This is a genomic window from Pseudomonas coronafaciens pv. oryzae str. 1_6 (assembly GCF_000156995.2).
Taxonomy (GTDB): domain Bacteria; phylum Pseudomonadota; class Gammaproteobacteria; order Pseudomonadales; family Pseudomonadaceae; genus Aquipseudomonas; species Aquipseudomonas tremae.
The window spans coordinates 1,387,018-1,412,067 of the sequence record NZ_CP046035.1 but is presented as its reverse complement, the minus strand read 5'-3'; the positions used below and the strand labels follow the sequence as shown (position 1 = coordinate 1,412,067).

The following is a 25,050-nucleotide window of genomic DNA, read 5'->3' as shown; positions in this document are numbered from 1 at the left end:
GCCTGAGCCGGAGATGTCAGGGCAGTGTCTATAGTCAACAATGGCCGCAAAGGTCAGGATCAAAACTCGAAGGGCCAAGCCCGACTTCAACTGGGCTTGCTCAACACAACTTGGCCGCTTTCAACAGCGAAATTGCGTCCCCCTGCAACGGCTGCCGCTTCGCTAGAGCAACCCAGCCACACGAGGCCCCGTTGTTCCCCGCCTCGAGTTATCGTGATTTGGGGATATGGAACCGCTGGAGAGTTTTAGCCACTCAGTGGTTTTCTTTTTTTAGGCCACATGCAAACGAGTGTCAAATTGTTCAACACCTGTGATCGAACATAACACTCAACATGTGCTGCTCGCTTGCCCTGAGCATTGTCGTAATCGAAATCCAGGCATCACATCACAAAAAGAAAATAAACCAGCGCACCCTATGTATCAGCCACATAAGGCGTGGCAACGACCACACTACCTTTTCGGCTATGTCGCTGTGACCTTGGATAACCCTGCATTAAAGAGAGAACCGTTATGGGGCTATGTGTTTCAAAACATTCTGGTAGCAGCTACAGCTACAATGACAGTGATCACTGGGAAATGGCTGCAAGCTCTCCAAACGCCAGGCCTGTATCCAGTCATCAAACGGAATCTGCGAGCTACAGCGCATCAGGCGAGGTTGACGAACGTCCGGCCACGTTTTCTCATTTTCAACTTGCACGGTGCGGTGGAGATTATACGCTTAGCATGGTTTCTTTAGCGGCGTATCAAGCCGAAAGACGGCATCGCGGTAATTTAATAAAGGACCGTAGTCAATCTATACTCCCATGGGTCCATGGTGTATCACTCTAGAGCAGGTTTGGATTACAGTTTCCAGATCGACAGGACCACGACTGTCAAAGTGGCTGGATTCAACTGCTCTGTGCCCAATGATGAAGGGACTCGGCATTTATACAGTGCTGGCACGAGCCAGGTAAATATGCCTGTTATCGCAGACAACATGAGTGCGTGTATTGCTGTCGCGTGTGCGGCGGAAAAAGTGGATGCCGGTACGGGTGAACGTATGCCGGGCGCGAAAGTCCGCGTATTCCATCTGCTCCCTTTTCGTCGCAAAGACCTTGTGCCAAGAGAAGTTTTAGCCTCTGTGCGCGATTATCTGCGAACGACTAAAGAGCAGGGGCTGACACTGCGCGTAGCCATGCACGGGGGGAATACAGAGGGTGATTTCTCAGTCAGCACTGCAGAGGCATTGAAAGACCTGTTCGCCAATGAAGGGATCCCGCTTGAGTTCGACGAGACCTGTGCGAGCCGAACTTCTGAAACACTGCTTGGCGCCGTGATCTTAAATGACAACTCGACTCACTTCATAAAACATCTGGTCGCTTCATGATTGAATAATCGCCACCTGTAACACTCTCAGATAAAACGTACCCTCCTGCAATCGACATATTTCATGTGCAGGCGTTTCAGATGAAACTACTGGCCCGCGCTGTGCGGGCCAAGCCAATAACGGAGGCGTGATTCTCGCGTCTTATAAGACTTGAGGATAACCGATGCTCTGGTAGAAAGCAGGTGATCGATGATCCCAACATTCCAAGCACGCATTTGATCCCCGATGCTGCGCTCCGGACCTCTTTCTTGAGTCAGCATGCCTTGGCTTGGGAACCATTCTGCGATTCCTGCCACTCAGATCCGATTCTTCGTTCAGAGTCGTGTCATCCAAACAGTCCTTTCCAGTCGTTTGAGCGTTTGATCTGTTGACTCTCCCACTGGATCGACTCAGTTACTGACGAAAAATTGCCTGTCTCCAAACCTTAAAATCCAGCACAGACGATGATTCAGGGACAGTCAGACCGGGTCATTGAAATCTCGGCAACTCGATCATGTGGAGACCTGGGCGGGCACGACTCTACCCTCCGATAAAAGACTTGATCACGAGAAAAGGTACATATTGAGATGCCAGTAGAGAATCTGATTGGTGTGGCGATCATCGCGCTGGGCATGGTCATGACGCCGGGGCCGATCATGGTCTACCTGACGTCCAGAGCGATTTCACAAGGACGTCTGGCAGGCATGATCTCGCTGGCAGGGGTCGCATTGGGATTCGGCTGTTACCTGGTTGCTTCAGGACTGGGTCTGGCAGCATTGTTCAAGGCCTTCCCGATGGCCTATTACGTGGTCCGAATCGGGGGGGCATTCTACCTCGGCTATTTAGCCTGGAATATGTTCAGGGGCGCGTCACCCTTCCAGCCGCGCGAACTTCCCCCGCACTCACCTCGAAAGCTTTTCACCATGGGGCTGGTAACTAACTTGCTCAACCCGAAGATAGCGCTGATGTATTCCGCGCTGATCCCCCAGTTCATTGATCCCTCGAAAGGTTCGACCCTGCAACAGTACATACAGTTGGGGCTGGTGCAGATATCCATCGCACTTACATTGAACGGCCTGATCGTCCTGGCTGCCGCGCGAGTCAGTCGCTTCCTTACGGCCCGCCCGAATGCCATGCGCGCGCACCGCTGGGCGTCCGGTGCGCTACTGGGAGTGTTCGCGATCGATATACTTGTGCGCAATCCGCTGGCTTAAGTCCGCATTGCTGACGTTGTGACTACAAGATGCGCGCTGAGCTGTCTCTATCTCCACGTCAGAAGCTTAACCTTGGACGTCGGAATATCTGGTCGCTTCAGCGTCGCTTTTTATAAGCGTGCTAGCCCGGTTGCTTGCTGATCAATCCCGCTTCCTTCATCAGGCAACGTAACGTGAACCGGCCAATCTGCTCACACTCTTCCTGCATCATCGACACGCCACTGCGGTTGCCAGCGGCGCTTCGAATTTGCGTAGACAGCTCCTAGCGACACCCAACCAAAGTCGCATGCAATGGTCTTAGTGGCATGTTCGAGATACATCAGGGCTTTGTTCTGCGGAGTTGTTGTACCGTTACGCTCCTGTTGAAGCCGGTTAGCCCAGCGACGTAGCGCAGACTCGAAAACTACCAGGAGGCGAGAGGCCTCAATGTGGCTATAGCCTTGGATCAAGCACGAGGTCTGCAGCCTCGCGTTTGAATTCAGCGGAAAAGATACGGCGTCGCCCCCTACAAACCGCCTGAATGCTGAAATTGAAGGTCGGCTCTCGGAACGCTTACAAATTCATGATAACTGAGCCAGCTGCGGGCTATGCTTGGAGCCTTTTGGTCTGTACAAGTCACTGCTATAAGAGAATCAAAAGCCATCTATAAAAAAAGACAAATTGGGGGTAAAGATGAATCGCCTATTTCAGGCTGCAGCGTTTACAAGCTTCATGATGATCGCTGCAGCACCCGCCCAAGCCCGTATTACACAATTGGAGATCCTGCGGACCGAGCCCGCATTCGGAGGCGAAAGTTTCGGGCATACAGGAGCTTACGTACGCATCTTTGCGCGTGCTCATGGTGAATTAGACCCAGGAGCTTCTAACAATAAGATTATTCAAGACATCGAACTTGCACTCCGTAACGGTCGTGGAATGGTTGAATATACTAGTGATATTGCAATCCTGCGTCCCGCTGACTTGGCTAAATCGAATGACATCCTTCTATTTGATGTGCCCAATCGAGGCTCTAAGCGAGCGATGTTATTGTTCAATGCTGATATGCGGGGCGATCCAGCAACGCTCAATAACTTCGAAGTCGCCGGGGACGGTTTTCTACAACGGCTAGGGACGACGCTGATCGCGTTTGCCTGGCAAGGGGACGTTGCCCCAGGCGACAACCGCATGATGGTGCAATTGCCGACAGCTATAAATAATGATGGGTCGTCGGTAACAGGTGTGGTGCGCAGTGAGTTGACTACGCTCTCACCGACCGTCAGCCTCAACATATCCGCAGGTTGGTTCACCTCCACGCCCCCTCATACGAGCTATAAATCGGTTGAAACCGACAATACTAAAGTGCTTGCGGATGGCTTTCGTCCGACGTTGACGGTGCGTTCGCGGGCGAATGCGCCTAGACAGGAAATTCCAGTAACTGAATGGAGTTTTGGCGATTGCAATACGCCGAACGAAATCCAAATTTGCCTATCCGCTGGTTTTCAACCCGGTAAGCTTTACGAGCTGATTTACCGGGCCAAGGAGCCAACGGTAATGGGTATTGGTTTTGCTATTGCCCGGGATGTGGGTGCGTTTTTTCAGCAGGCTGAGCATGACGATACAGGTGTGCCCAACCCTGTAGTGCATGGGCATAAGGTCAAGTCGATTATCACTGGCTCATCACAAGCAGGGCGATTCATCCGCAGCATGATCGCGCTGGGTTTCAACCGCAGCGAGGAAGGTCATCGGGTCTACGATGGTGCAATGCCGCATATCGGTGGCGGCCTGATGCCGCTCAACATACGATTTGCTCAACCTGGTCGGGCGTGGGGTCAGCAGGTCGATCATGACTACCCTGCTTACGATTTTCCGTTTACCTATGGCCGGGAAACCGATCCTGTTACCGGACGCTCGCAGGGTTTGCTGGATCGCTGCAGCGATAACAATACTTGCCCTTTAATATTCCACATGGCAACAGCCCTCGAGCTTTGGGAAGGACGCCAGTCGCTTGGCCTTACCGACCCACTCGGCTTGCGCGATGCAGATGAACCGGAAAACGTCCGCACTTTTATTATGGCAAGTACGCAGCACGCCCCGCCATCTTTGCCGCTCCCGGTTAACCCACCCTTTGGGCTTTGCCAAGTGCAATCAAATCCAAATCCACACACCTGGACAATGCGCGCAGCGTTCATCAATCTCGTTGGCTGGGTTCGTGATGAGACAACACCGCCAGCTTCGATAAAGCCTTCTGTGGCGAACGGCACCCTTGTGCCCGCGGACAGGGTCATTTTCCCGCTCATCCCCGCGACCAATTATGGTGGCGTTTCACGCCCCGCGCTCCGCTACACCGGTGTCGTCAATAGCCTTCAAGTGCTTGATTTTGGGCCTGATTTTCGTCCCGAAGACAGCTCTGGCATTCTCACAAGCGAGCCGCCGAAATCGGGTGTCGGTAGTTACGGCCTCTTGGTACCTCAAGTGGATGCAGACGGAATTGATGTTGGTGGCGTTCGGGATGTGTATTTAGGTGCTCCCATCGGGACTTACACAGGTTGGAACACCTTCCGGCCAGAGTTTTTTGATGGCGGCTTTTGTAACTTCCAAGGCAGCTTCCTCCCGTTTGCCGCGACGAAGAAAGAGCGAATCATGGCCGGAGATCCTCGCCTTTCCCTGGAGGAACGCTACCCCACGAAGGAGGCTTATGTGTCTGCAGTGAGTAAAGCCGCAGACTCGCTGGTTGAAGCGCGAATGCTGCTTCCTGAAGACCGTGAGCGGCTTGTAAAGGAAGCACAGGAGAAAGGTGTGCGTGCCGGGCCTTGAGCAGAGGTGATCTGCGCTGCGTCGCTGGGTAAGCCAGCTCCAGCAGGAGCGCAGTGGCGTAACGCCTCAGAGCAAATCGGTCGGCTCAAAGTGCGTGGTCTGATGCGAGGAACTGGGATTAATCAGCAAGCAATCGGGTTCGCATGCTTATATAAAAGCAACAGTGAAGCGACCTGATATTCCAAATATTTTGAATCGGGAGTTCGATGTAGCCGCGCCCAATCAGATCTGGTGTGGCAACATCACCTAGATCTGGGCGCAAGGAATAACGCTGCCGTTGGCCCTGCTATAGGGACAGCGTTTCAGGGATAGTAAACCAGCCCATTATCCCCACAAAAATCAGCGTCATTTCCTACAAACAATTAAGGTTTGGAGGCGCAGACAACAAATAGACTAGCGCCTAAGATAGCCGCATCCACATTGCATATGATCAAGTTATTACTGAAACACAAGCATCTTTAAGAACGAGACAATACGCAAAATACTTGTTGTTAAGCATACGATAAAAATATGTAACCAAACGGCAGGCCTGGAAAAATCTCGCGTCGTCTAACTGCACCCAAAAACCCGCATGCAAGCCTATCCACACTTCAAGAATCAACTATTCAACCAAAGGAATATCATGAAAAAAATATTACTCATCGCTACAATTACGACTTCCCTACTGGGAATATCCATGACCTCTCAAGCGGCGGAAAACTGCCCTGCTGTCTCTAAGATCGAGCAGGTTTCACCCGGCGTGTACCGCGCGAGCGGCAATGACGGCGAGTGGACAGGTGTATTGCAAGGCGTGGTGACAAAGAAAATGCCTGTGCAGTCCTTTGGCCTGGCCATCGCTATTCAAGAGGGCGCAGGCGCACCTGAGATGTTCCAACACTGTACCTACAACATCGGTGGGCGCGAGGCGCTGGACATGCGTTTCATCGCTAAAAACAATAAGTACTTCACTGTAAAAACTTCAGGCAGCACCTGGAAAAAAGAAGATGGGCCTTTTGGCCTCACCTATAACGTATGTGAAAAAACCTCCCCCGAAAACTGCACATTCACTACCGAGAATAAATCGATGTAATCATGTTGCTCTTCAACTGACCTGTACGTACCGGTTGAAGAGCAATTCATGTCAGATCATGCAAATCTTTGCCCAGTGCAGGCATCACTTCAAAATGAGAGAACACCACTTCCAGCCCTCCCCGCTCCGGGCTGCAGCACATTGGCCCTACGGCATAAGACTCGCTGACGGGAAATGGCGCCAGACGCAGCAATGGCCAGCGCAGCCCGTCGCTGGAGTGCTGAATACGCATCACACCCTTGGCGACAGTGACTCGCAGCCAGAGGCCGGATGATGACTCATCAAACGCACCCGTTGCCCAATCCGACTGCCCGCAGGTCAAAACGCTACCCAGCATCAGGGCTCCGTCGCTGACTTCAACGCCGGTTTTGACCCAGTTGTGCTCGTCAATGCGGACCATCAAGCCCGCCTGATCGTAAAGCGTCTTGAAGTCACCCTGTACATGCACTTGAGCGGTGAAATCACCCGACACCGAAACGCCCAGAAAATGCCCCGTGTCGCGGCAGAAGCCGTAGTGCGTGTGCTGCCAGAAATCGGTTTGCGGATCTGTGGTGACTGTCAAACACTCGTCTGCCACGCTCCAGTGTCGGGGTTCATTCAGCCAGATGCCTTTCTCAAACATGCTGCCTCCTGTGCAAGTTAATGCTGACGTTGGTGATTGGCTGACAAACACGATATCCCTGCCAGCCGCCTCATGCCAGTGAGCAATCACTGCGCTGTCATTGACACCCCACCCACCAAAAAACATGATGCATCCATCCAAAAAAACCGGAACGCACTCATGGGCGACAAGAAAAAGCTTTTGCTGACTGGCGCAAGCCGGGGTATCGGTCATGCCACGGTCAAGCATTTCAATGCCGCAGGCTGGGAAGTGTTCACGGCTTCAAGGCAAAACTGGGTCGCTGACTGCCCGTGGGCCGAGGGTCTGCTCAACCATATCCATCTGGACCTGGAAGACATCGACAGCGTCAGCGAGAGCATGGCGGCGATCAAGGACAAGCTCGGTGGACGTCTCGATGCGCTGGTGAACAATGCGGGCGTTTCGCCGAAGACCGAAGAAGGCGGTCGCATGGGTGTGCTTGAGTCGGATTACAGCACCTGGATCAAGGTGTTCAACGTGAATCTGTTCTCCACCGCGCTGCTGGCGCGCGGGTTGTTTGACGAGTTGAAGGCGGCCAAGGGCAGCATCATCAATGTCACCTCGATCGCCGGCTCGAAGGTCCACCCGTTTGCAGGCGTCGCCTATGCCACGTCCAAGGCGGCACTGTCTGCGTTGACGCGGGAGATGGCTTTTGATTTCGGTCCGCACGGGATAAGGGTCAATGCCATCGCACCGGGCGAGATCGATACGTCGATTCTGTCACCCGGCACCGCAGAGATTGTCGAGCGACTGGTGCCCATGCATCGTCTGGGCAAGCCCGAGGAAGTCGCTTCGCTGATCTACTTTTTGTGTACGGCTGGCGCGTCGTATGTGAATGGTGCAGAAATTCACGTCAACGGAGGCCAGCACGTCTGACTCAACGTGTGCCGGAAACACCCTCCGGCACACCCAGGCGGCTGATCCATACCGACGCCACGATCACCCCGCCGCCAATCAGCAGGCGGGTGAAGTCCTCATGCTGGTTCCAGATCAGCAGATTGATCAACAGCCCCAGCGGCACATGCAGGTTATTCATCACCGCCAGTGTGCCGCCGTTGACCATGCACGCCCCTTTGTTCCACCAGTACATGCCCAGCGCCGTCGAGCACAGGCCGAGAAACAGCAGCACGACCCATTGGGTAGGTGCTTCGGGCAGGTGTTGCGGGTTGCCGAACATCAGGAACGCAGGCAGCACCACCGCCAGTGCGCCGAGATAGAAGTAGCCGAAGCGTCGGTAATGCGGCAGGTCGCTCGGGTGGCGCGCCACCAGATGCTTGTACAGCACCTGCCCGGCGGCGTAGGTGAAGTTGGCCAGTTGCAGGAGCAGGAAGCCGCCGAGGAAGTCGCCGCTCAGGCCGTCATAGCGAATCACTCCCGCACCCAGCACAGCAACCATTGCCGCCAATAACGCCCAAGGGTTGAAGCGCCGGTTCAGCGCATCTTCTATCAACGTTACGTGGAGTGGCGTGAGGATGGTAAACAGCAGCACTTCGGGCACTGTCAGCACGCGAAAACTCAGGTACAGGCAGACATAAGTGACACCGAATTGCAGCGCGCCGATCAGCAGCATGCCGCGCATGAATTGCGGCTCGACCTGACGCCAGCGGGTCAGAGGAATGAATACCAGACCGGCCAGCACCACGCGGACAAGCACCGCGAAATAGCTGTCGACGTGCCCGGCCAGATAGACACCGATCAGGCTGAAAGAAAACGCCTGGATCAGCGTAACGAAAAGTAGATAACCCATGCCCGCCCCCATTTTTGAAGGGCGCGACCATAGCGGTTGCGTCACTTACTGTCCACTCGAAGGCCGCCGCTTTTTGACGCCAACCTGTCGCCGCGCCCCGCGTTACCCGTCACAAATATGACAGCTGCATTATTGACGCACATGTCGTCGGTTTCGCCGAAAATATAGCCAATATCAAGCAACTTTCCTTGAATAAAAGGTCTTATCATCCCGACGCTGCAATATTGACTCAACTCTTCCAAATTCGTCGTCGCCTGGAGTAACACTATGATATTCAACATAAAAGACTTCGGAGCACTGGGCGACGGCGTCACTGACGATACAGCAGCCATTCAGGCCGCGATCGACGCAGCCGCTGCGGCAGGTGGCGGGGAAGTGGTCATGGGGGCGGGGACATACGTCGTTTCCGGCGGCGAGGAACCTTCCGACGGCTGCCTGATGCTCAAGAGCAACGTGACCCTGTCCGGTGCCGGCATGGGCGAGACGGTCATCAAGCTCGCGGACGGTTCGGACACCAAGGTCACCGGCATCGTGCGCTCGGCGTACGGCGAGGAAACGCATGACTTCGGCATGAAGAACCTGACGCTGAACGGAAACCGTGACGCAACCACCGGCAAGGTGGACGGCTGGTTCAACGGCTACATTCCAGGCTCTGAGGGCAAGGACTCGAACGTCACCCTCGACAGCGTCGAGATCAAGGATTGCTCGGGCTACGGGTTCGACCCGCACGAGCAGACTGTCAACATGGTGATCAGGAACAGCGTCTCGCATGGTAATGGTCTGGACGGTTTCGTCGCCGACTACCTGAGCGACAGCGTGTTCGAAAACAACGTGGCGTATGACAACGATCGTCACGGCTTCAACGTGGTCACCAGCACCCACGACTTCACCCTGAGCAACAACGTGGCGTACGGCAACGGCAGCACCGGCATCGTGGTGCAGCGCGGCAGCGAAAACATCCCCTCGCCGGCCAACATCACCATCACCGGCGGCGCGGTGTACGGCAACGGTGCAGAAGGCGTGCTGATCAAGCTGTCCAGCCAGGTGTCGGTCAGCGGTGTGGACATTCACGACAACGGCAGCGCTGGCGTGCGCATTTACGGCAGTTCCGGCGTGGATGTTTTCGATAATACGCTGAGCAACAACTCCCTCGGCGCGCCGGTGCCGGAAGTCATCATTCAGTCCTACGATGACACTTCGGGCGTCTCCGGCAAGTACTTCAATGGCAGCGACAATCTGATTCGCGGCAATGTGATCACCGGCAGCGACCACTCCACCTACGGCGTGGCCGAGCGTGACGAAAACGGCACCGACCGCAACAGCATCGTCGGCAACACCATCAGCCATACGAGCAAGGGCCTGACCCTGGTCTACGGCGAGGGCAGCTTTGCGGGCGATGCGTTTCCATTGGTCACCGTGCAGGGCACCGATGCCAACGACACAATTACCGGCGGTGCAGCCAACGAACTGATCCTCGGCCTGGCGGGCAAAGACACTGTGAATGGCGGCGCGGGGGACGATATTCTGGTCGGAGGGGCCGGAGCCGACAAACTTACTGGCGGTGCAGGTGCCGATACCTTTCGCTTTGATCAATTGACCGACAGCTATCGCACGGCCACTAGCAGCGCTACGGACCTGGTGTCTGACTTCGATATCAGCCAGGACCGCATCGACCTGTCGAACCTGAGCTTCACCGGATTGGGCAGCGGCAAGGCCGGCACGCTGAACATCAGCTATAACGCCACCCTAGACCGCACCTACATCAAGTCGCTCGATGCCGACGCCAGCGGCAACCGGTTTGAGCTGGGGCTGAACGGCAACCTGAAGGACACGCTGAATGCCAGTCACTTCATCTTTCAGCGTGTTGCCGAGGGCACCGCTGGTGGCGATACCCTGACCGGTACGGAAGGTAATGACATCATCAACGGTAACGCCGGCGCAGACCGCATAAATGGCGGAGCGGGTGCGGACACCCTCACTGGCGGGGCCGATGCCGACATCCTGACCGGTGGCGCTGGCGCGGATGTTTTCATCTACACCTCGCGACTGGACAGCTATCGCAATTACAACGCCAGCGGCACCAAGCAAAGTGACACCATCACAGACTTCAATACCGCCGAGGACCGCATCGACCTGTCCAGCATCGGTTTGCGCGGGCTGGGCGATGGCAGCGCCAATACCATTTACCTGTCGCTCAATGCCGACGGCAGCAAGACCTACGTCAAGACCAACGCAGTCGACACCACCGGCAATCGTTTCGAGATCGCACTGGAAGGCAACCTGCTCGGCAAGCTGAGCGACTCCAACTTCATCTTCTCCAGCGCTTCAGCCACCAATCAGCCGCCTGTGCTCAATACGCCGCTGATGGATCAGAACGTCACCGAACTCAATGCATTCTCCTACGCGGTGCAGCCCGGCAGTTTCAGCGACCCGGACAGCACGGCGCTGACCTACAGCGCGACCCTCGCCGACAACAGTGCCCTGCCCGACTGGCTGAAATTCGACAGCAAGACCCTGACTTTCAGCGGCACGCCAGGTGGCACGGCATCCGGGCTCTACTCGGTGCTGCTGACGGCCAGCGACGCGACAGGCGCATCTGTGGCTGACAGCTTCGCCATCATTGTGGGCAACGTCGCGCCGGGCATCCTTACCGGCACCGAAAATGCCGAAGCGCTGTATGGCACTGAGGGTAACGACACGCTGCTGGGCCTGGGCGGCGACGACACCTTGCGCGGCGATACCGGCGACGATGTGATCAACGGCGGTGCGGGCCGCGATGCCCTTTACGGAGGAGCCGATGCCGACACGTTCGTGTACAGCGCCCTCACCGACAGCTACCGCGATTACGACGCTGGCGGGCTGACCGCCACCGACACGATTTATGACTTCAGTCCCGGTCAGGACAAGATAGATGTCTCCGCACTGGGCTTTCTGGGGCTGGGCAACGGCGAGAATCACACCCTGTACATGACGCTCAACGAGGCTGGGGACAAGACCTACGTCAAGTCCGCCGACTCGGACGTGGATGGCAATCGCTTTGAAATCGCTCTGAGCGGCAATCTGATCGATACCCTGACCAACGCCGACTTCGTATTCGGTCAGCGTGAGGCTCAGGAGATCCTCTATCTGCCAACACTGGGCCAGTCCAATGCGCGCCTGCTGCGCATGACTGAAGACGACAACCAGTCCGGCACCTCGGAAATGGTCAAGGACCTGGCCCGCTACACCGATTACGACGTGCGCAGCCAGTTCAATGATGCCAACGGTGATGGCATCGACCTCGCCGTGGGCGGCAGCACAGTGGTGGGTTACTCGACCGCCAGCCCGGAAGAGCAGCGTGTTTCGTGGTGGCTGACCGACACAGACCAGCCTGGCCCGGCACTGCTGCGCGCCACCGACCTGCTGAAGTCGCAACTGGCAACCCTGACGGCTGTTGACAAGGTCACCACAGGCATTATCTGGGGCCAGGGCGAGGAAGCAGCTCAGGAAATAGCCCGCGCCACCGACAAACAGGCTGCGGCAGACCTTTACAAGGCGTCGACCCTCAAGGTGTTCGATTACCTGCACGCGCAAATCGGTGACTTCACGGTGTACATGGCCGAGACCGGTCACTATCAGACCGAGGCCGCCAAGGCGCGGGGTTACACCGGAGAAAAGATCAGTGCCATCGTTGAAGGCGCCGGTTATGTCCGCGCCGTACAGGAGGCAATCGCCAACGAGCGCAACGACGTCAAGCTGGCAGTCGACTACACCGACCTGCCCTTGCGTTACGAGGTCAACCCGCTTGTTTACCCGGACGACGTCTGGCACCTGCACGAGGAGTCGGCAGAAATAGTCGGCCAGCGACTGGCCGACTTCATCGCCAATGACCTGGGTTACTGTGGCGATTCCAGCGACAACAACGACCCGGCAAGAATCTTCGATGCCGGGCAGAACGAAGGCGGTCATATCTTCGGCACAAGTGACGACGACACCCTGGTCGGCAGTGCCAGCAACGACATACTGGACGGCGACCAAGGCGCCGACGACATGACGGGTGGCGACGGCAACGACATCTACGTGGTCGATAACGCGCTTGATACTGTCACCGAGAGCAATGACTCGCCATCGCAGGTCGATACCGTGGTGTCGTCAGTCAGCTGGACACTCGGCGCCAACGTGGAGAATCTGCTGCTTACCGGTGTGTCCGCCATCAACGGCACCGGCAATGCGTTGAGAAACGTCATGACAGGTAATGCGAATAACAACGTTCTGGACGGCGGAGCGGGCGCTGACCTGTTGACCGGCGGCGACGGATCGGACAGCTACTACGTTGACGATGCAGCCGACCGCGTGGTCGAGACCAATGCAGATAAGCAGATCGGCGGCACCGACACTGTGTACAGCGCGCTGAGCAGCTACACGCTGGGTGCGAACCTGGAAAACATCGTGATCACCGCGTCGGGCGCTGCCAATGCAACCGGCAATACGCTGGACAACGTGCTGTATGCAGGCACTGGCGACAATGTCCTCGACGGTCGCGACGGCAATGACACGGTGTCTTATCTGTTCGCCACCGCAGGTGTCACAGTGGCGCTGAATACCAGCGCCGTGCAGACGACCGGCGGCTCCGGACTGGACACGATAAAGGGCACGGAAAACCTGTCGGGCAGCCAGTTTGCCGACTCGCTGACCGGCAACAAGAACGCCAACGTTCTGAACGGCGGCAATGGCAACGACACATTGTCCGGTGGTGCGGGTGACGACGTCCTGATCGGCGGTTCGGGGGCGGACACCCTGATCGGAGGCACCGGCGCTGACCGCTATGTGTTCAACAGCCTCGACGAGGTGGGCCGTGACGACTTGCGTGACATCATAAATGGTTTCAAGGCGGGCGAAGGTGACAAGCTGGATTTCACAGGCTTCGATGCACAAACGCTTACCGATACCCGCGATGCGTTCACGTTCATCGGCAACGCGGCGTTCAGCACCAGCAACACCGGCGAGCTTCGCTTTGCCGATGGCGTGCTGTACGGCAACGTGGATGACAACATCGAGGCAGACTTTGAAATCCAGCTGACTGGCGTACAGAGCCTGCAAGCAGCCGACATCCTCGTCTGATTGAGATGATTATCGTGCCGACGCTCTGCGTCCGATCCTGGGCGTGCGGTGCGGCGCAGATCTTGTGACGCAGAGCGTCACCCAAGGCATTCCCACGCTGGAGCGTGAGGAACGTTAGCTCTGGAGCTACCGGGCCGACGCTCTACTCTCCGGCTGGCTGACAGGCGAGTCTGATGCGCAACTTGATAATGCTGCGATTGAATCTGGACGACACGTCAACACTCTTGCCTGCACCGATCTGCACATGTCGGGTGCGCGGTGCTTCCGGCCCATTGGTGAACATCACTGAACATTTGGCGTCTACGTCACCGTAGTTAGTGACGGTGATCGACCCTGTGTCGTGATAAACATCGTGGGTCACGTAGTCGACCTTCACACCCTGATACTGTTTCTCCACGTCGATGGGGTATGCATAGGCCGTTACAGGCAGCATGGCCAGCAGTAAACAGCACAGTCGATTCATTCGGTGTTCTCCGGGACGGGATTGTCAGAGTAGAACAATAGTCAGCAGATCAAAGAGGAAATACAGCATGAAAGCGCCCCGCGTGACGCTCGACCAGTGGCGCACGTTGCAAGCCGTAGTCGATCACGGTGGTTTTGCTCAGGCCGCCGAGGCATTGCACCGCTCGCAATCATCGGTGAGTTACACCGTGGCGCGCATGCAGGAACAACTCGGCGTGCCGTTGTTGCGCATCGACGGTCGCAAGGCTGTGCTGACCGAAGCCGGGGGCGTCCTGCTCAGACGCTCGCGACAGCTGGTCAAACAGGCGAGCCAGCTGGAAGACCTCGCTCACCATATGGAACAGGGCTGGGAGGCAGAGGTACGCTTGGTCATCGATGCCGCCTATCCTTCGGCGCGCCTGGTCAGGGCGTTGACTGCATTCATGCCGCAGAGCCGCGGCTGCCGCGTGCGCCTGCGCGAAGAGGTGCTGTCGGGTGTCGAGGAAGTGCTGCTTGAAGGCGTGGCAGACCTGGCCATCAGCGGCTACAGCATCGCAGGCCATCTGGGTACGGAAATGAGTTCCGTCGAATTCGTCGCCGTCGCGCACCCGGGGCACGCCTTGCACCTGGCCAATCGCGAGCTGACCTTTCAGGATCTCGAAAGTCAGTTGCAGGTTGTCATTCGCGATTCCGGTCGGCAGCAACCCCGAGATTTCGGCTGGCTGGGAGCGGAGCAACGCTGGACGGTCGGCAGCCTCGGCACTGCGGCGACCTTTGTCAGCAATGGCCTGGGCTTCGCCTGGCTGCCGCGCCACATGATCGAACGCGAACTTCGCGAAGGACTGCTCAAGCCCCTGCCACTGGACAAGGGCGGTAACCGCAACCCGACGTTCTATCTGTACTCCAGCAAAGACAAGCCGCTTGGCCCGGCCACGCAGATATTGATCGACCTGATTCGTACCTTCGACACCGCCCCCCTGACGGCGCCTGGCGCGCCGCAACAGGCCTGACAGGAGTCGGCACATGGCGTTTTTTGAGCATGACGATTGTTCGCTGCACTATGAAGAGTATGGTCAGGGCGAACCTGTTCTGCTCCTGCACGGGCTGGGGTCCAGTGGCGAGGACTGGGAATTCCAGGTTCCGGCGCTGGCCAGGCACTACCGCGTCATCGTCATGGACATGCGCGGTCACGGGCGCTCGGACAAACCGCACGGGCGCTACAGCATCCAGGCCATGAGCAACGATGTCGAGGCGCTAATCGAGCATCTGCGTCTGCAGCCTGTGCACCTGGTCGGCCTGTCGATGGGCGGGATGATCGGGTTTCAACTGGCGGTAGATAAGCCGCACCTGCTCAAGAGTCTGAGCATCGTCAACAGTGCTCCGCAGGTGAAGATACGCAGCCTTGCCGACCTGTGCCAATGGGCCAGACGCTGGACGCTGTCTCGTCTGGTCAGCATGAAAACGCTCGGCAAGGCGCTGGGCAAGCTGCTGTTCCCCAGGCCCGAGCAGGCTGAACTGCGGCACAAGATGGCCGAGCGCTGGAGCAGAAATGACAAACGCGCCTACCTGGCCAGCTTCGATGCCATCGTCGGCTGGGGTGTGGAGGACCGGCTGCAACGCATTACCTGCCCGACGCTGATCGTCGCTGCCGGCCATGACTACACTCCGGTAGCGCTGAAGGAGGCCTACGCCAAACGGATCGCCTCTGCACGGCTGGTGGTCATCAACGACTCCCGACATGCCACGCCACTGGACCAGCCGGAACAGTTCAATAGCACGCTATTGGAATTCATCGGAAGCACCGGGGTCTGAAAATCGTGCGCAGTTTGTTGCGCAGGCTGCTCGCGTGAAGCATTGCAGACCGTCAAACGCCGCACTGGGCAAAAAAACCCAAACGTGGTTACCTTGCCGGCCACAGTCGATATCTCTTACTGAAGGACTCGTTGCCACATGCTGAAAAAAATCGCCCTCACCGCCTGCTCCGTACTGTTTGCTGCCAACCTGATGGCTGCTCAAGACAAAGCCACGCATGTGTTACTCGACACCAGCTTCGGCCAGATCGAAATCGAGCTTGCAGACACCAAGGCTCCCATCAGCACCAAGAACTTCCTGGGTTATGTGGACAGCGGCTTCTACAGCAACACCATTTTTCACCGTGTGATTCCGGGATTCATGGTTCAGGGCGGCGGGTTCACCGAGCAGCTGGTTCAGAAGCCCACCAAGGATCCGATCAAGAACGAAGCCCAGAACGGTCTGCATAACGTACGTGGCACTATCGCCATGGCCCGCACATCTGATGTGAACTCGGCCACCAGTCAATTCTTCATCAACACCAACGACAATGCGATGCTCGACAACGGCACCCGTGACTTCGGTTATGCGGTGTTCGGCAAGGTCGTCAAAGGTATGGACGTGGTCGACAACATCGTCAACGCCCGGACCGGCACCAAGAAAGGCATGCAAAACGTGCCTTTAGACCCGATCCTGATCAAGTCCGCGAAACGCGTCGACTGAGCAGGAAACCTGCACCGCATGGGGCCTTCGGGTTTCATGCGGTCCGGACGGGAGAGCCTCCACTTATCAAGGAGAGCCCACGTCGCGTGGGTCTGATAGCCAATGCTTTATCGTCGTTTCGAACAACTGATCGATATCTTCAAAGACGCGCCTACCCCTGCTCCGCCCAACACTGTCTTCGCGTTCTACCTCTACTATCTTCGTCAGGTCTGGCCGACGTTCACCGCGCTTCTGGTGGTAGGCCTCATCGGCGCGTTGATCGAGGTGTCGCTGTTCAGCTACCTGAGCCGCATCATCGATCTGGCACAAAACACGCCGCCCAAGGATTTTTTCAGTATTCACGGCTCCGAGCTGATCTGGATGATGGTCGTGGCCCTGCTGCTGCGCCCGATCTTCGTTGGCCTGCACGACCTGCTCGTTCACCAGACCATCAGTCCCGGCATGACCAACCTGATTCGCTGGCAGAACCACAGCTACGTGCTCAAACAGAGCGTCAACTTCTTCCAGAACGATTTCGCCGGACGTATCGCACAGCGCATCATGCAGACCGGCAACTCGCTGCGTGACTCAGCCGTGCAGTCGGTAGACGCGCTCTGGCACGTGCTGATCTACGCCATCAGCGCGATGGTGCTGTTCGCCGAGGCGGACTGGCGCCTGATGATCCCGCTGGGCACCTGGATTGTCGCGTTCATACTCGCACTGATGTATTTCGTGCCGAGGGTCAAGCAACGCTCGGTGGACTCGTCAGATGCGCGCTCCAGGCTCATGGGCCGGATCGTCGACGGCTATACCAACATCACCACCCTGAAACTGTTCGCCCATACCAACCACGAGCAGCAGTACGCCCGCGAAGCGATGCGCGATCACACCGAGAAAAGCCAACTGGCCGGCCGTGTAGTGACTTCGATGGACACGACCATAACCACGATGAACGGTATATTGATTGTCACCACCACCGGCCTGGCGCTGTGGCTGTGGACCCAGTCGCTGATCTCGGTTGGCGCAATTGCGCTGGCCACCGGGCTGGTGATCCGCATCGTCAACATGTCCGGATGGATCATGTGGGTGGTGAACGGCATCTTCGAAAACATCGGCACCGTGCAGGACGGGCTGCAGAGTATTTCGCAGCCAGTCACGGTCAACGACAAGCCTGGCGCCCTGCCGCTGAAGATAGACAAAGGCGGTGTCAGATTCGATGGCGTCGATTTTCATTACGGCAATGGCAACGGGATCATCCACAACCTTAACCTGGACATAAAACCGGGCGAGAAGATCGGCCTGATCGGGCCGTCAGGCGCAGGCAAATCGACGCTGGTGAACCTGCTGTTACGCATGTATGACGTGCAAGGCGGCAGGATTCTGATCGATGGCCAGGACATTGCCGGGATTACTCAGGAAAGCCTGCGTGCGCAGATCGGCATGATCACTCAGGACACCTCGCTGCTGCACCGTTCGATTCGCGAAAACCTGTTGTACGGTAATCCTGATGCGACCGACGAACAGCTCTGGGAATCAATTCACAAGGCTCGCGCCGATGAGTTCATCCCCCTGCTGTCGGACTCGGAAGGCCGCACCGGCTTCGATGCCCATGTCGGTGAGCGCGGCGTGAAATTGTCTGGTGGTCAGCGCCAGCGCATAGCGATCACCCGCGTGCTGCTCAAGGACGCGCCAATCCTGATCATGGACGAAGCCACCTCGGCCCTAGACTCTGAGGTCGAAGCGGCTATTCAGGAAAGCCTGGAAACGTTGATGCAGGGCAAGACCGTTATCGCCATCGCCCACCGCCTGTCGACCATCGCGCGCATGGATCGTCTGGTGGTTCTGGAAAAAGGCCAGATCGCCGAGACCGGCACCCACGCCGAATTGCTGGCACGTGGCGGGCTGTATGCACGACTGTGGCAGCACCAGACCGGCGGGTTTGTGGGGATGGATTGAGCGGACTGCAACTGATTATCGTGCCAATGCGCGTTGGCATGCAGTTCGTGACGCTCTGCGTCACAAGTCTGTACCGCTCTGCACACTCAACAGGAGACGCAGAGCGTCTAGAAATGCATTCCCACGCAAAGCGTGAGGAACGAGATCTAACTCTGCTTCGCACGCGCGAGGAACGAGAGGCAGTGATTGATCCGCTACTGCTACTCCACCTGCCGATACGGCAATGCGCTACGTGCTTCCTCGGCGTAGGCCATTACGCCGACGCGCTCCTGCTCAAGAAACTCGCTGACGGCGTCTTTCAGTCCTGGATGCATCAGGTAGTGCCATGATCGGGTGATCTGCGGCTCGAAACCGCGGATCAGCTTGTGCTCGCCCTGGGCCCCTGCGTCGAATCGTTGCAGGCCGTGAGCAATCGCGTAATCCATGCCCTGATAGAAGCAGGTCTCGAAATGCAAGCGGTCAAACTCGGCCAGGCCCCCCCAGTAGCGCCCGTAGAAACTGTCGTCGCCGATCAGGCTGAAGGCCATCGCTACAGGGCGTGAGCCCTGCAAGGCAATCACCACACGGATCGACTCGGGCATGCGTTCAGCCAGCAGACTGAAAAATTCGCGGGTCAGGTAAGGCGCCTGCCCACGTACTTCGTAAGTGTTGGAATAGCACGCATAGACGAAGTCCCACAGCACCTCGCTCATCTGCGCCCCTTCGAGCCATTCAAACGCGATGCCCTGCCCTGCGACCTGTTCACGCTCCTTGCGCATCTGTTTGCGCTTGCGCGAACTCAATGCATCAAGAAAGTCCTGAAAATCCCGGTAGCCCCGGTTATGCCAGTGGAACTGACAACCGATCCGCTGCAGCCAGCCCGCCTGTGTTTCAAGCAGGGCATCGGCAGCCGGGTCGGTGAAGTTCACGTGAGCACTCGACAGCCCTTCGCTCTGCAGATAAGCCGGCAGCTCGCCGAGCAACTCCATGCCACCTTGCGGCGTGGCCGACAGAATACGCGAACCACCGACCGGGCTGAACGGCACGGCCACCAACAGCTTGGGGTAATACGCGATTCCGGCGCGTCGGCAAGCATCTGCCCAGGCGTGATCGAATACGTATTCCCCATACGAGTGCCACTTTCGATAGGCCGGCAAGGCAGCAACCAGTTGATCGTTTTCGTAATGCAGCACATGCTCGGGACGCCAGCCTGAACGCGGTCCAAGACTGCCGCTATCTTCCAGCGAGCTAAGAAACGCATGGCGCAGAAACGGCTGATTGCCTGGCACCAGCGCATCCCATTGGGCAGGTGCAACGGTGCCAAGGCTGTCGATAACGTGAACGGGCATGCAGGTTCCCCGGTGAGCGGACTTGGTAAAGAGTATCGCTTATTGAGACCTTGTGTTCATCGACGCCGAAATCTGCCTTGAAAGACTGATCGCCAGTTCGTTGATCGCCTGCTCGCGCTCACCAGATATTTGCGCGACCTGATCGAGGTATTCCTGATCGGACTGCCCGCTCTGCGCCTGCTCATCCAGGGCCGCCAGGCGCTGCAGGAACGGCATCTTTACCGGTTCGAAATAAGGCCCGTAGCGAACTTCCAGATAACTCATCCAGAATTCCCTGGCAATCATCGACTCGAAAAACGCCGGGGTGCGTTCGCGCTCGATGACTTCCTTGTACGCAGCCTGCAAATCAGCGTCGCTCACCCGCGCGATAGTAGCGAACAGCATGCTTCTGGGCTGACCGGGCAGCTCAAGCCGCGCTTGCAGGCCGATGCGGTAGGCAAGCCGCACTTCAGCCTCATCGACCGTCTCGCCATTCTGCCGGCGAAGAGCAATGTCGCGCAGCGCAATTTTTTCGACCTGATCCAGACGGTCCAGGCGCTGACTCATTTTGAAGAGTTCCAGTGGCTGCGCGGATTCCGGCGTGGATGACAGGATAGAAAACACTCGGACCCGCACTTCCATGTCGCCAAAGACCAGCGCAAGGCCATCTCCACAGGTCTGAGGGTGAGCGGCAATATCAAATAACTGCTGACGCAGCTCAGTGTTTGCAGAGGCCGCGTCTATCATCGCCCAGACTCGTTCGATGAGCTCTTCACGATTAGTTGAAAAATCAGCCGAATGGGTCAGATCGCTCAGCGTCTGGAAGAAATCCATAGAACCGGCGCACGCTCGCAGATCCTGCCAAAGCCTGATGCGGACATCTGCCTGTTCGCGGCTCAAACCGGCCAGCCAGGGTCTGCTGTCAGGCCCGACTTCCAAGGGCAGATGGTGCTGACTGACGCCCCATCGCGGTCGCAACCTGCCTTCGCGAAACAGCCTGATGCGTTCCAGGGTCGGCGCGTCCAGCGGGTTCCCGTTCAAATGCAGGTGCAAGCGCGAAGAGCCGAGAGAGCGGACGACATCCTCAAGCTCTGCGGAGGTTATTTCCGAGATACGGTTATCGCGAACATCCAGACGAATCAAGTCAGACCTGAGCCAGTTCCACGCGGGCAACGTTTCGATACCCGTCGCGCGCAAAAACAGCAGACGCAAAGAGTCGAGCGCCGCGAGAGGCGCTGCCGACCCAAGAAAGCAAAAGTTCAGGTCCAGGATCTCCAGACGGTTCAGGTTCTGCAACGTGACGTTGCAGGCCTCCGTCCAGATCAGCGGGTTGTGACTGAGTGACAGTTCGGCAAGTTGCGGCATTCTCCCTATCGAAGCCGGCAGGGAATACAGCTCATTGAAGTCGAGGCTCAGCGAATTCAGGTTGCTGAAGTTTTTCAGCAAGGCATCTGCTTGTGGGTCGGTAAGCTGCATATTGCGCGCCTTCAACACCACCACATGGGCAAAGTTTGCGGCGATATCAGGCAGCAGTCCCACGCTCAGATTATCCAGATCCAGCGCGTATCCTAAAAAGTCACCCTGATAGTTTCTGCAGTGAGCGCTCAACCTTCTCCAGCAATCGTGAATGCGCATCGCTGCGACTTCTCTGGGCCTGCGCTGCAAAGAAAACTGCGTTTCCGCGACCCAGGCGTCCAGCGTGGCCTGGAGGTTGCGCAACTCATCCGCGAGGCCTCGCAGCCTTTGCCGGACGAAGTTCGGCAATTGTCTGGCTGATCCAGTGTGTTCGGCCCTCAAGCGGTCCAGAAAGGCAGACACCTCAACCTCGGAAAAATCCGGGTACAGACTTCTCACCGCAAGCTCCGGCGAATGACTGGCCGCACCGATACCCAAGCGGCGAAAGAAACCTCGCAGACGTCCGCTCATGGGGTAGCCGATACGACCGTCGGGCAGTCTCTGCGGCCATTTGATCCCCGGTTTGACCGGCTGCATTCGCAATATTTCAGCCACACGTTCACGCTGACCAAGGGCGATATTCCCCAGCAGACTGCGCAATGGGTGCTCATCAGCGTTGGCAGGCAGCTCGATGTCGGCGCGCACATCTTCAGGCAGCGCCTTTAACAACGCCGTGAAGAAATCCTGTTCGACTTCCGCCAGAGAATCACCTGACGAATTGAAAGGCTGAAACCCTTCTTCCGTTTTGACCAAAAGCAGGTGTAGCACAGCCTGATCGCTGTCGAGCCTCGCTATTTCGGCACCTTCCAGCGAGTCTTCCAGCAGATCGATTGACATGTTTCCACGCCAGCCGAGTACATATTGCAGCACGCCAAGCGCAGCTGCATGGGTGTCTGGGTTAAGGGTCGAGGCCCGGTAAAACCCTTCGTTGGCCCTGTTTATACGCAGTTGCTGCTGGTACTCGCGGGCGTGTTCGGCAAGCGCCAGAGGAATGCGCTTTTCCGAAGTCATCCGCGCCTTGTCTGTGTCGCTCGCCATGCCGATGAGTTCGGCAACGACGCTGTCCGGCAAGCCGCTGAAATCGCGCTGTATCAGTTGAACCAGCGGGTCCTCGCTTCGGCTTTTGAGTGCCTGAATGTCATCAAGCAACTGCTCGACACGAGCGTGGGCGCAAGCGGCCAGATGACGCTTCAAGCCGCTGACCCGGACGACCTTGTCTGCGCTGTCACTGCCCGTCAGAGACGCGATCTCATCAAGCGTCAGGCTATCCGGCAGTTGGCCCAGAACCTCGCTGAGGCTGGTTGTCGGCCCCTCTACATGGGACGAAAGCGTCATGTCCGCCCCTGCGTTCCACGCCTCCAGAAGGGTGCCTTGCTCATCGATCAATAACAGCCCTCGAGCCTTGTTCCAGCCAGGCGACGAGACCAGCAGCTTCATCCATGGCCCGATAGAAGAAACAGAGATTTGCGACGGTCCATCTGTCTTGAGGCTTTCAATACAGGCCAGCAGCTCCCGCTCTGTTTCAACACGCTGAATGGCATCGATCAACAAGGCCGGAGGCTGAAAGTGCTCGACGTGTATCTGGCGCAGCACCGCTTCATTGATGCCGGTAATGCGCAGCACCTTCCGGATTTCCGTCTCGGTGAGCGCATGGCAGGTCGCGTTCAGACGCCTGAACGCCGTGACCTCATCCCAGCCCATGGGGTTCTCCCACTCATGACGCCAGGCGCCGGCACCGTTGTGCTTCAGCCTGGGCGAGTAGGAGCGCTCATTCTCCGGGTGCCTGATCCGCCAGCTGGCGTGTGATGCATCGGGTTCGACACGATACAGTTTGCCGTCCAGTGGCAACCACGTCCTGCCACCGTGCTCGTAAAGCCCCAGCGCATCGAGACTCAGCCCCTCAGGCAAGCGGACAGTGTCAGCGTAAGGTTCAACCGTCGGTTTTCCGAGACGAACAGAACCATCAACGCTTTTCTGCACCAGGCTTTCGATGAACATCGACGGCTCAAAGCCTTTTACCGCCCCTATGACACTTCCCAGCACCAGCATCTGGGCGACGTTTTCGCCAATGTCGTAAACATGCTGCATAGCCTCGTCCACTTCACCGTGCTTCCAGTCTTGGTAAGCAACGAAGGCTTCACTGGCAAGCTGATAGAGCGCGACCACAGACATGACTTCGCCCAATACCGGCACGAACAGCCCGGCCACATTGAGCATGTTCATGCCGCTGTGCTCGAGGCTTTCAAGCAGTGCATCGCGAGCCTGCTGGTCCACCTGCGCCGAGGGCACTGCGATTGCCCGTGAATCGCCGTAAGTCTTGGCCAGCAAGTGGTCATGAAGCAATTCGAACGGCGGTTTCGAAAATGGCTGTGGCTGCAGCACCAGATCAGCGTTGACGTCCAGCGCAGGCTCCTGGCCTGGATAGAGCCGGGATTGCAGTCTGGCGAAAAATTCCGGACTGCGACTCAAACTGACAAAGCGGCTGAAATAGCGCTTGTAACTTTCGCTGTCGAGCGCTTTCACGAGGCTGGTATTGAAGGCCCTGAGTGACACATATTGTTTGATCGGATGCAGAGGCTCCGAGGGCATGTAGACAAGGCAAGGCCCATTGTCGGGATCAGGAATATCTTGCTGGACAAGCAGCGCGCCATGCAAAAGACAGCCCGAAAAAGCGTAGGTATCGAGCATGTGCAACTGACAATAGCGCAGCGCCTTGCCGTCCCATTGCGGCAGGTCATCGGCCCGCACGACACTCAGCAACAACTGATAGGCAGTATCGGTGATATCCCCCTTCATCCTGGCAATGTGCGCGAGCACCTCGAAGGCATCACGCTCGTTGTCGATGAAGGCAGCGGCAACCGCAGTCGCTGCCGCTGGGGAAGGCTTGAATACGCTGTCCAGGTGGGCCTGGTACTGAGTTCCCACATCCAGCTCATGGCAAAAATCAGCGAACTGTTCAAGGCTGATATCGACGCGGTCCTGATACTCGACCTTGTACCTGCGCTGGGCGCTATCGATCAGCCAGTAACGCAGGCCACCTGTACGCAGAATTGCCGAATGAGGATCGAAGCGGCTGCGGTTGCTGGGAGCGAAGTTCTGCAACGCTGCCTGCAACAGGGTCTGTTCGAGGGGCGCTGGTGCCCAGGCGCTGTCGTAGCGCCAAGTCATCAACTGAAAGGCTTCGACGTCCAGCGCTAGCTTGAAACGCTCGTGAAAGGCTTGCGACAGCACCGGGGCAGCAAACTGCTGTGCCGATAACAGACGATCGCGAATGGGCTCCAGCGCCTGACGGGAATGTCGGGTTTTCTGCTGACTGGCCTGAAGTGCCTGACGCAATGCTGGCGGGGCGTTCAGATACCAGGCCGGCAGCCTGCTGCGGATAAAGGCAGCATTGGGGTGGTCGGCTTCGAAGGGGGCAGCGTCCGACGGGGGAGCTGCTTGCGTTTCGGGTGGTGTGTTGGCAGTGAACATGGTCGATACTCGTGTTGGC

16 protein-coding genes and 2 pseudogenes are annotated in these 25,050 nt (G+C 57.3%); 11 read left to right on the top strand and 7 right to left on the bottom strand.

The genetic code is table 11. The features are described 5' to 3' along the window. The first annotated feature begins 811 nt into the window (after positions 1 to 811). Both xopAF and POR16_RS06295 read left to right on the top strand, forming a co-directional pair. Complete coding sequence (gene xopAF, locus POR16_RS06300) at positions 812 to 1,366, top strand: XopAF/AvrXv3 family type III secretion system effector (protein ID WP_329610160.1); 555 nt, start codon at positions 812 to 814, stop codon at positions 1,364 to 1,366. A 566-nt stretch (positions 1,367 to 1,932) separates the two neighbouring features. After that, positions 1,933 to 2,559 (top strand): LysE family translocator, encoded by a 627-nt coding sequence (locus POR16_RS06295; RefSeq protein WP_005889492.1) that lies wholly within the window; start codon positions 1,933 to 1,935, stop codon positions 2,557 to 2,559. Between the two features lie 124 nt (positions 2,560 to 2,683). Here POR16_RS06295 and POR16_RS26535 read toward each other — a convergent pair. Next, a pseudogene (locus POR16_RS26535) lies at positions 2,684 to 3,081 on the bottom strand (transposase); the annotation flags it as partial. Positions 3,082 to 3,231: 150 nt separating this feature from the next. Here POR16_RS26535 and POR16_RS06290 point away from each other — a divergent pair. From POR16_RS06290 to POR16_RS06280, 3 genes and pseudogenes are all read left to right on the top strand, one after another. Further along, positions 3,232 to 5,352 carry an alpha/beta hydrolase domain-containing protein gene (locus POR16_RS06290; protein WP_005889488.1) on the top strand — a complete coding sequence of 707 codons (2,121 nt, stop codon included), beginning with the start codon at positions 3,232 to 3,234 and terminating at the stop codon, positions 5,350 to 5,352. 69 nt (positions 5,353 to 5,421) lie between these two features. Next, positions 5,422 to 5,599, top strand: a pseudogene (locus POR16_RS06285) (IS3 family transposase); the annotation flags it as partial. Positions 5,600 to 5,974: 375 nt separating this feature from the next. Then, positions 5,975 to 6,421 carry a DUF3757 domain-containing protein gene (locus tag POR16_RS06280; RefSeq protein WP_005889485.1) on the top strand — a complete coding sequence of 149 codons (447 nt, stop codon included), beginning with the start codon at positions 5,975 to 5,977 and terminating at the stop codon, positions 6,419 to 6,421. Between the two features lie 46 nt (positions 6,422 to 6,467). Here the strand turns inward: POR16_RS06280 and POR16_RS06275 are convergent, their stop codons facing one another. Further along, on the bottom strand, positions 6,468 to 7,043 hold the full coding sequence (locus tag POR16_RS06275) for a DUF1349 domain-containing protein (RefSeq protein WP_005889483.1): 576 nt from the start codon (positions 7,041 to 7,043) through the stop codon (positions 6,468 to 6,470). A 159-nt stretch (positions 7,044 to 7,202) separates the two neighbouring features. Here POR16_RS06275 and POR16_RS06270 point away from each other — a divergent pair, with 159 nt between their 5' ends. Further along, positions 7,203 to 7,937: an SDR family NAD(P)-dependent oxidoreductase gene (locus POR16_RS06270; RefSeq protein WP_005889482.1), complete on the top strand. Its 735-nt coding sequence runs from the start codon at positions 7,203 to 7,205 to the stop codon at positions 7,935 to 7,937. 1 nt (position 7,938) lies between these two features. Here POR16_RS06270 and POR16_RS06265 read toward each other — a convergent pair whose 3' ends face one another. Both POR16_RS06265 and POR16_RS26250 read right to left on the bottom strand, forming a co-directional pair. Beyond that, on the bottom strand, positions 7,939 to 8,808 hold the full coding sequence (locus POR16_RS06265) for a carboxylate/amino acid/amine transporter (RefSeq protein WP_005889481.1): 870 nt from the start codon (positions 8,806 to 8,808) through the stop codon (positions 7,939 to 7,941). A gap of 41 nt (positions 8,809 to 8,849) precedes the next feature. Then, the gene (locus POR16_RS26250) at positions 8,850 to 9,089 is read right to left on the bottom strand and encodes a hypothetical protein (RefSeq protein ID WP_005889480.1); all 240 of its coding nucleotides are present in this window, start codon (positions 9,087 to 9,089) and stop codon (positions 8,850 to 8,852) included. On the opposite strand from POR16_RS26250, the gene POR16_RS06255 reads away from it, so the two are divergent. Beyond that, positions 9,076 to 13,908 carry a M10 family metallopeptidase C-terminal domain-containing protein gene (locus tag POR16_RS06255; protein WP_122381070.1) on the top strand — a complete coding sequence of 1,611 codons (4,833 nt, stop codon included), beginning with the start codon at positions 9,076 to 9,078 and terminating at the stop codon, positions 13,906 to 13,908. The two genes, POR16_RS26250 and POR16_RS06255, sit on opposite strands and share 14 nt — an antisense overlap. Positions 13,909 to 14,050: 142 nt before the next feature. On the opposite strand, the gene POR16_RS06245 is transcribed toward POR16_RS06255, so the two are convergent. After that, the gene (locus POR16_RS06245; RefSeq protein ID WP_005889478.1) at positions 14,051 to 14,371 is read right to left on the bottom strand and encodes a hypothetical protein; all 321 of its coding nucleotides are present in this window, start codon (positions 14,369 to 14,371) and stop codon (positions 14,051 to 14,053) included. A gap of 67 nt (positions 14,372 to 14,438) precedes the next feature. Here POR16_RS06245 and POR16_RS06240 point away from each other — a divergent pair, with 67 nt between their 5' ends. The 4 genes from POR16_RS06240 (at position 14,439) to POR16_RS06225 (ending at position 18,798) form a co-directional block, all read left to right on the top strand. Continuing rightward, entirely contained in the window at positions 14,439 to 15,359 is a 921-nt protein-coding gene (locus tag POR16_RS06240; protein WP_005889477.1) for a LysR family transcriptional regulator, read from the top strand. A 13-nt stretch (positions 15,360 to 15,372) separates the two neighbouring features. Beyond that, positions 15,373 to 16,161 (top strand): alpha/beta fold hydrolase, encoded by a 789-nt coding sequence (locus tag POR16_RS06235; RefSeq protein WP_005889476.1) that lies wholly within the window; start codon positions 15,373 to 15,375, stop codon positions 16,159 to 16,161. Between the two features lie 138 nt (positions 16,162 to 16,299). Next, positions 16,300 to 16,863: a peptidylprolyl isomerase gene (locus tag POR16_RS06230; protein ID WP_005889475.1), complete on the top strand. Its 564-nt coding sequence runs from the start codon at positions 16,300 to 16,302 to the stop codon at positions 16,861 to 16,863. A gap of 102 nt (positions 16,864 to 16,965) precedes the next feature. Further along, complete coding sequence (locus POR16_RS06225; RefSeq protein ID WP_024690227.1) at positions 16,966 to 18,798, top strand: ABC transporter ATP-binding protein; 1,833 nt, start codon at positions 16,966 to 16,968, stop codon at positions 18,796 to 18,798. A gap of 200 nt (positions 18,799 to 18,998) precedes the next feature. Here the strand turns inward: POR16_RS06225 and POR16_RS06215 are convergent, their stop codons facing one another. Then, the gene (locus POR16_RS06215; protein WP_005889473.1) at positions 18,999 to 20,126 is read right to left on the bottom strand and encodes a GNAT family N-acetyltransferase; all 1,128 of its coding nucleotides are present in this window, start codon (positions 20,124 to 20,126) and stop codon (positions 18,999 to 19,001) included. A 39-nt stretch (positions 20,127 to 20,165) separates the two neighbouring features. Then, positions 20,166 to 25,031 carry an NEL-type E3 ubiquitin ligase domain-containing protein gene (locus POR16_RS06210; protein ID WP_005889471.1) on the bottom strand — a complete coding sequence of 1,622 codons (4,866 nt, stop codon included), beginning with the start codon at positions 25,029 to 25,031 and terminating at the stop codon, positions 20,166 to 20,168. Between the last annotated feature and the right edge of the window lie 19 nt (positions 25,032 to 25,050).

Bases quoted from the DNA above. Each gene is read 5' to 3' on its own strand.
- POR16_RS06240 (WP_005889477.1), top strand. From the start codon at position 14,439: ATGAAAGCGCCCCGCGTGACGCTCGACCAGTGGCGCACGTTGCAAGCC.
- POR16_RS06270 (WP_005889482.1), top strand. From the start codon at position 7,203: ATGGGCGACAAGAAAAAGCTTTTGCTGACTGGCGCAAGCCGGGGTATC.
- POR16_RS06235 (WP_005889476.1), top strand. From the start codon at position 15,373: ATGGCGTTTTTTGAGCATGACGATTGTTCGCTGCACTATGAAGAGTAT.
- xopAF (WP_329610160.1), top strand. From the start codon at position 812: ATGGTGTATCACTCTAGAGCAGGTTTGGATTACAGTTTCCAGATCGAC.
- POR16_RS26250 (WP_005889480.1), bottom strand. From the start codon at position 9,089: ATGTTGAATATCATAGTGTTACTCCAGGCGACGACGAATTTGGAAGAG.
- POR16_RS06225 (WP_024690227.1), top strand. From the start codon at position 16,966: ATGCTTTATCGTCGTTTCGAACAACTGATCGATATCTTCAAAGACGCG.
- POR16_RS06210 (WP_005889471.1), bottom strand. From the start codon at position 25,031: ATGTTCACTGCCAACACACCACCCGAAACGCAAGCAGCTCCCCCGTCG.
- POR16_RS06215 (WP_005889473.1), bottom strand. From the start codon at position 20,126: ATGCCCGTTCACGTTATCGACAGCCTTGGCACCGTTGCACCTGCCCAA.
- POR16_RS06280 (WP_005889485.1), top strand. From the start codon at position 5,975: ATGAAAAAAATATTACTCATCGCTACAATTACGACTTCCCTACTGGGA.
- POR16_RS06245 (WP_005889478.1), bottom strand. From the start codon at position 14,371: ATGAATCGACTGTGCTGTTTACTGCTGGCCATGCTGCCTGTAACGGCC.
- POR16_RS06265 (WP_005889481.1), bottom strand. From the start codon at position 8,808: ATGGGTTATCTACTTTTCGTTACGCTGATCCAGGCGTTTTCTTTCAGC.
- POR16_RS06290 (WP_005889488.1), top strand. From the start codon at position 3,232: ATGAATCGCCTATTTCAGGCTGCAGCGTTTACAAGCTTCATGATGATC.
- POR16_RS06295 (WP_005889492.1), top strand. From the start codon at position 1,933: ATGCCAGTAGAGAATCTGATTGGTGTGGCGATCATCGCGCTGGGCATG.
- POR16_RS06230 (WP_005889475.1), top strand. From the start codon at position 16,300: ATGCTGAAAAAAATCGCCCTCACCGCCTGCTCCGTACTGTTTGCTGCC.
- POR16_RS06275 (WP_005889483.1), bottom strand. From the start codon at position 7,043: ATGTTTGAGAAAGGCATCTGGCTGAATGAACCCCGACACTGGAGCGTG.
- POR16_RS06255 (WP_122381070.1), top strand. From the start codon at position 9,076: ATGATATTCAACATAAAAGACTTCGGAGCACTGGGCGACGGCGTCACT.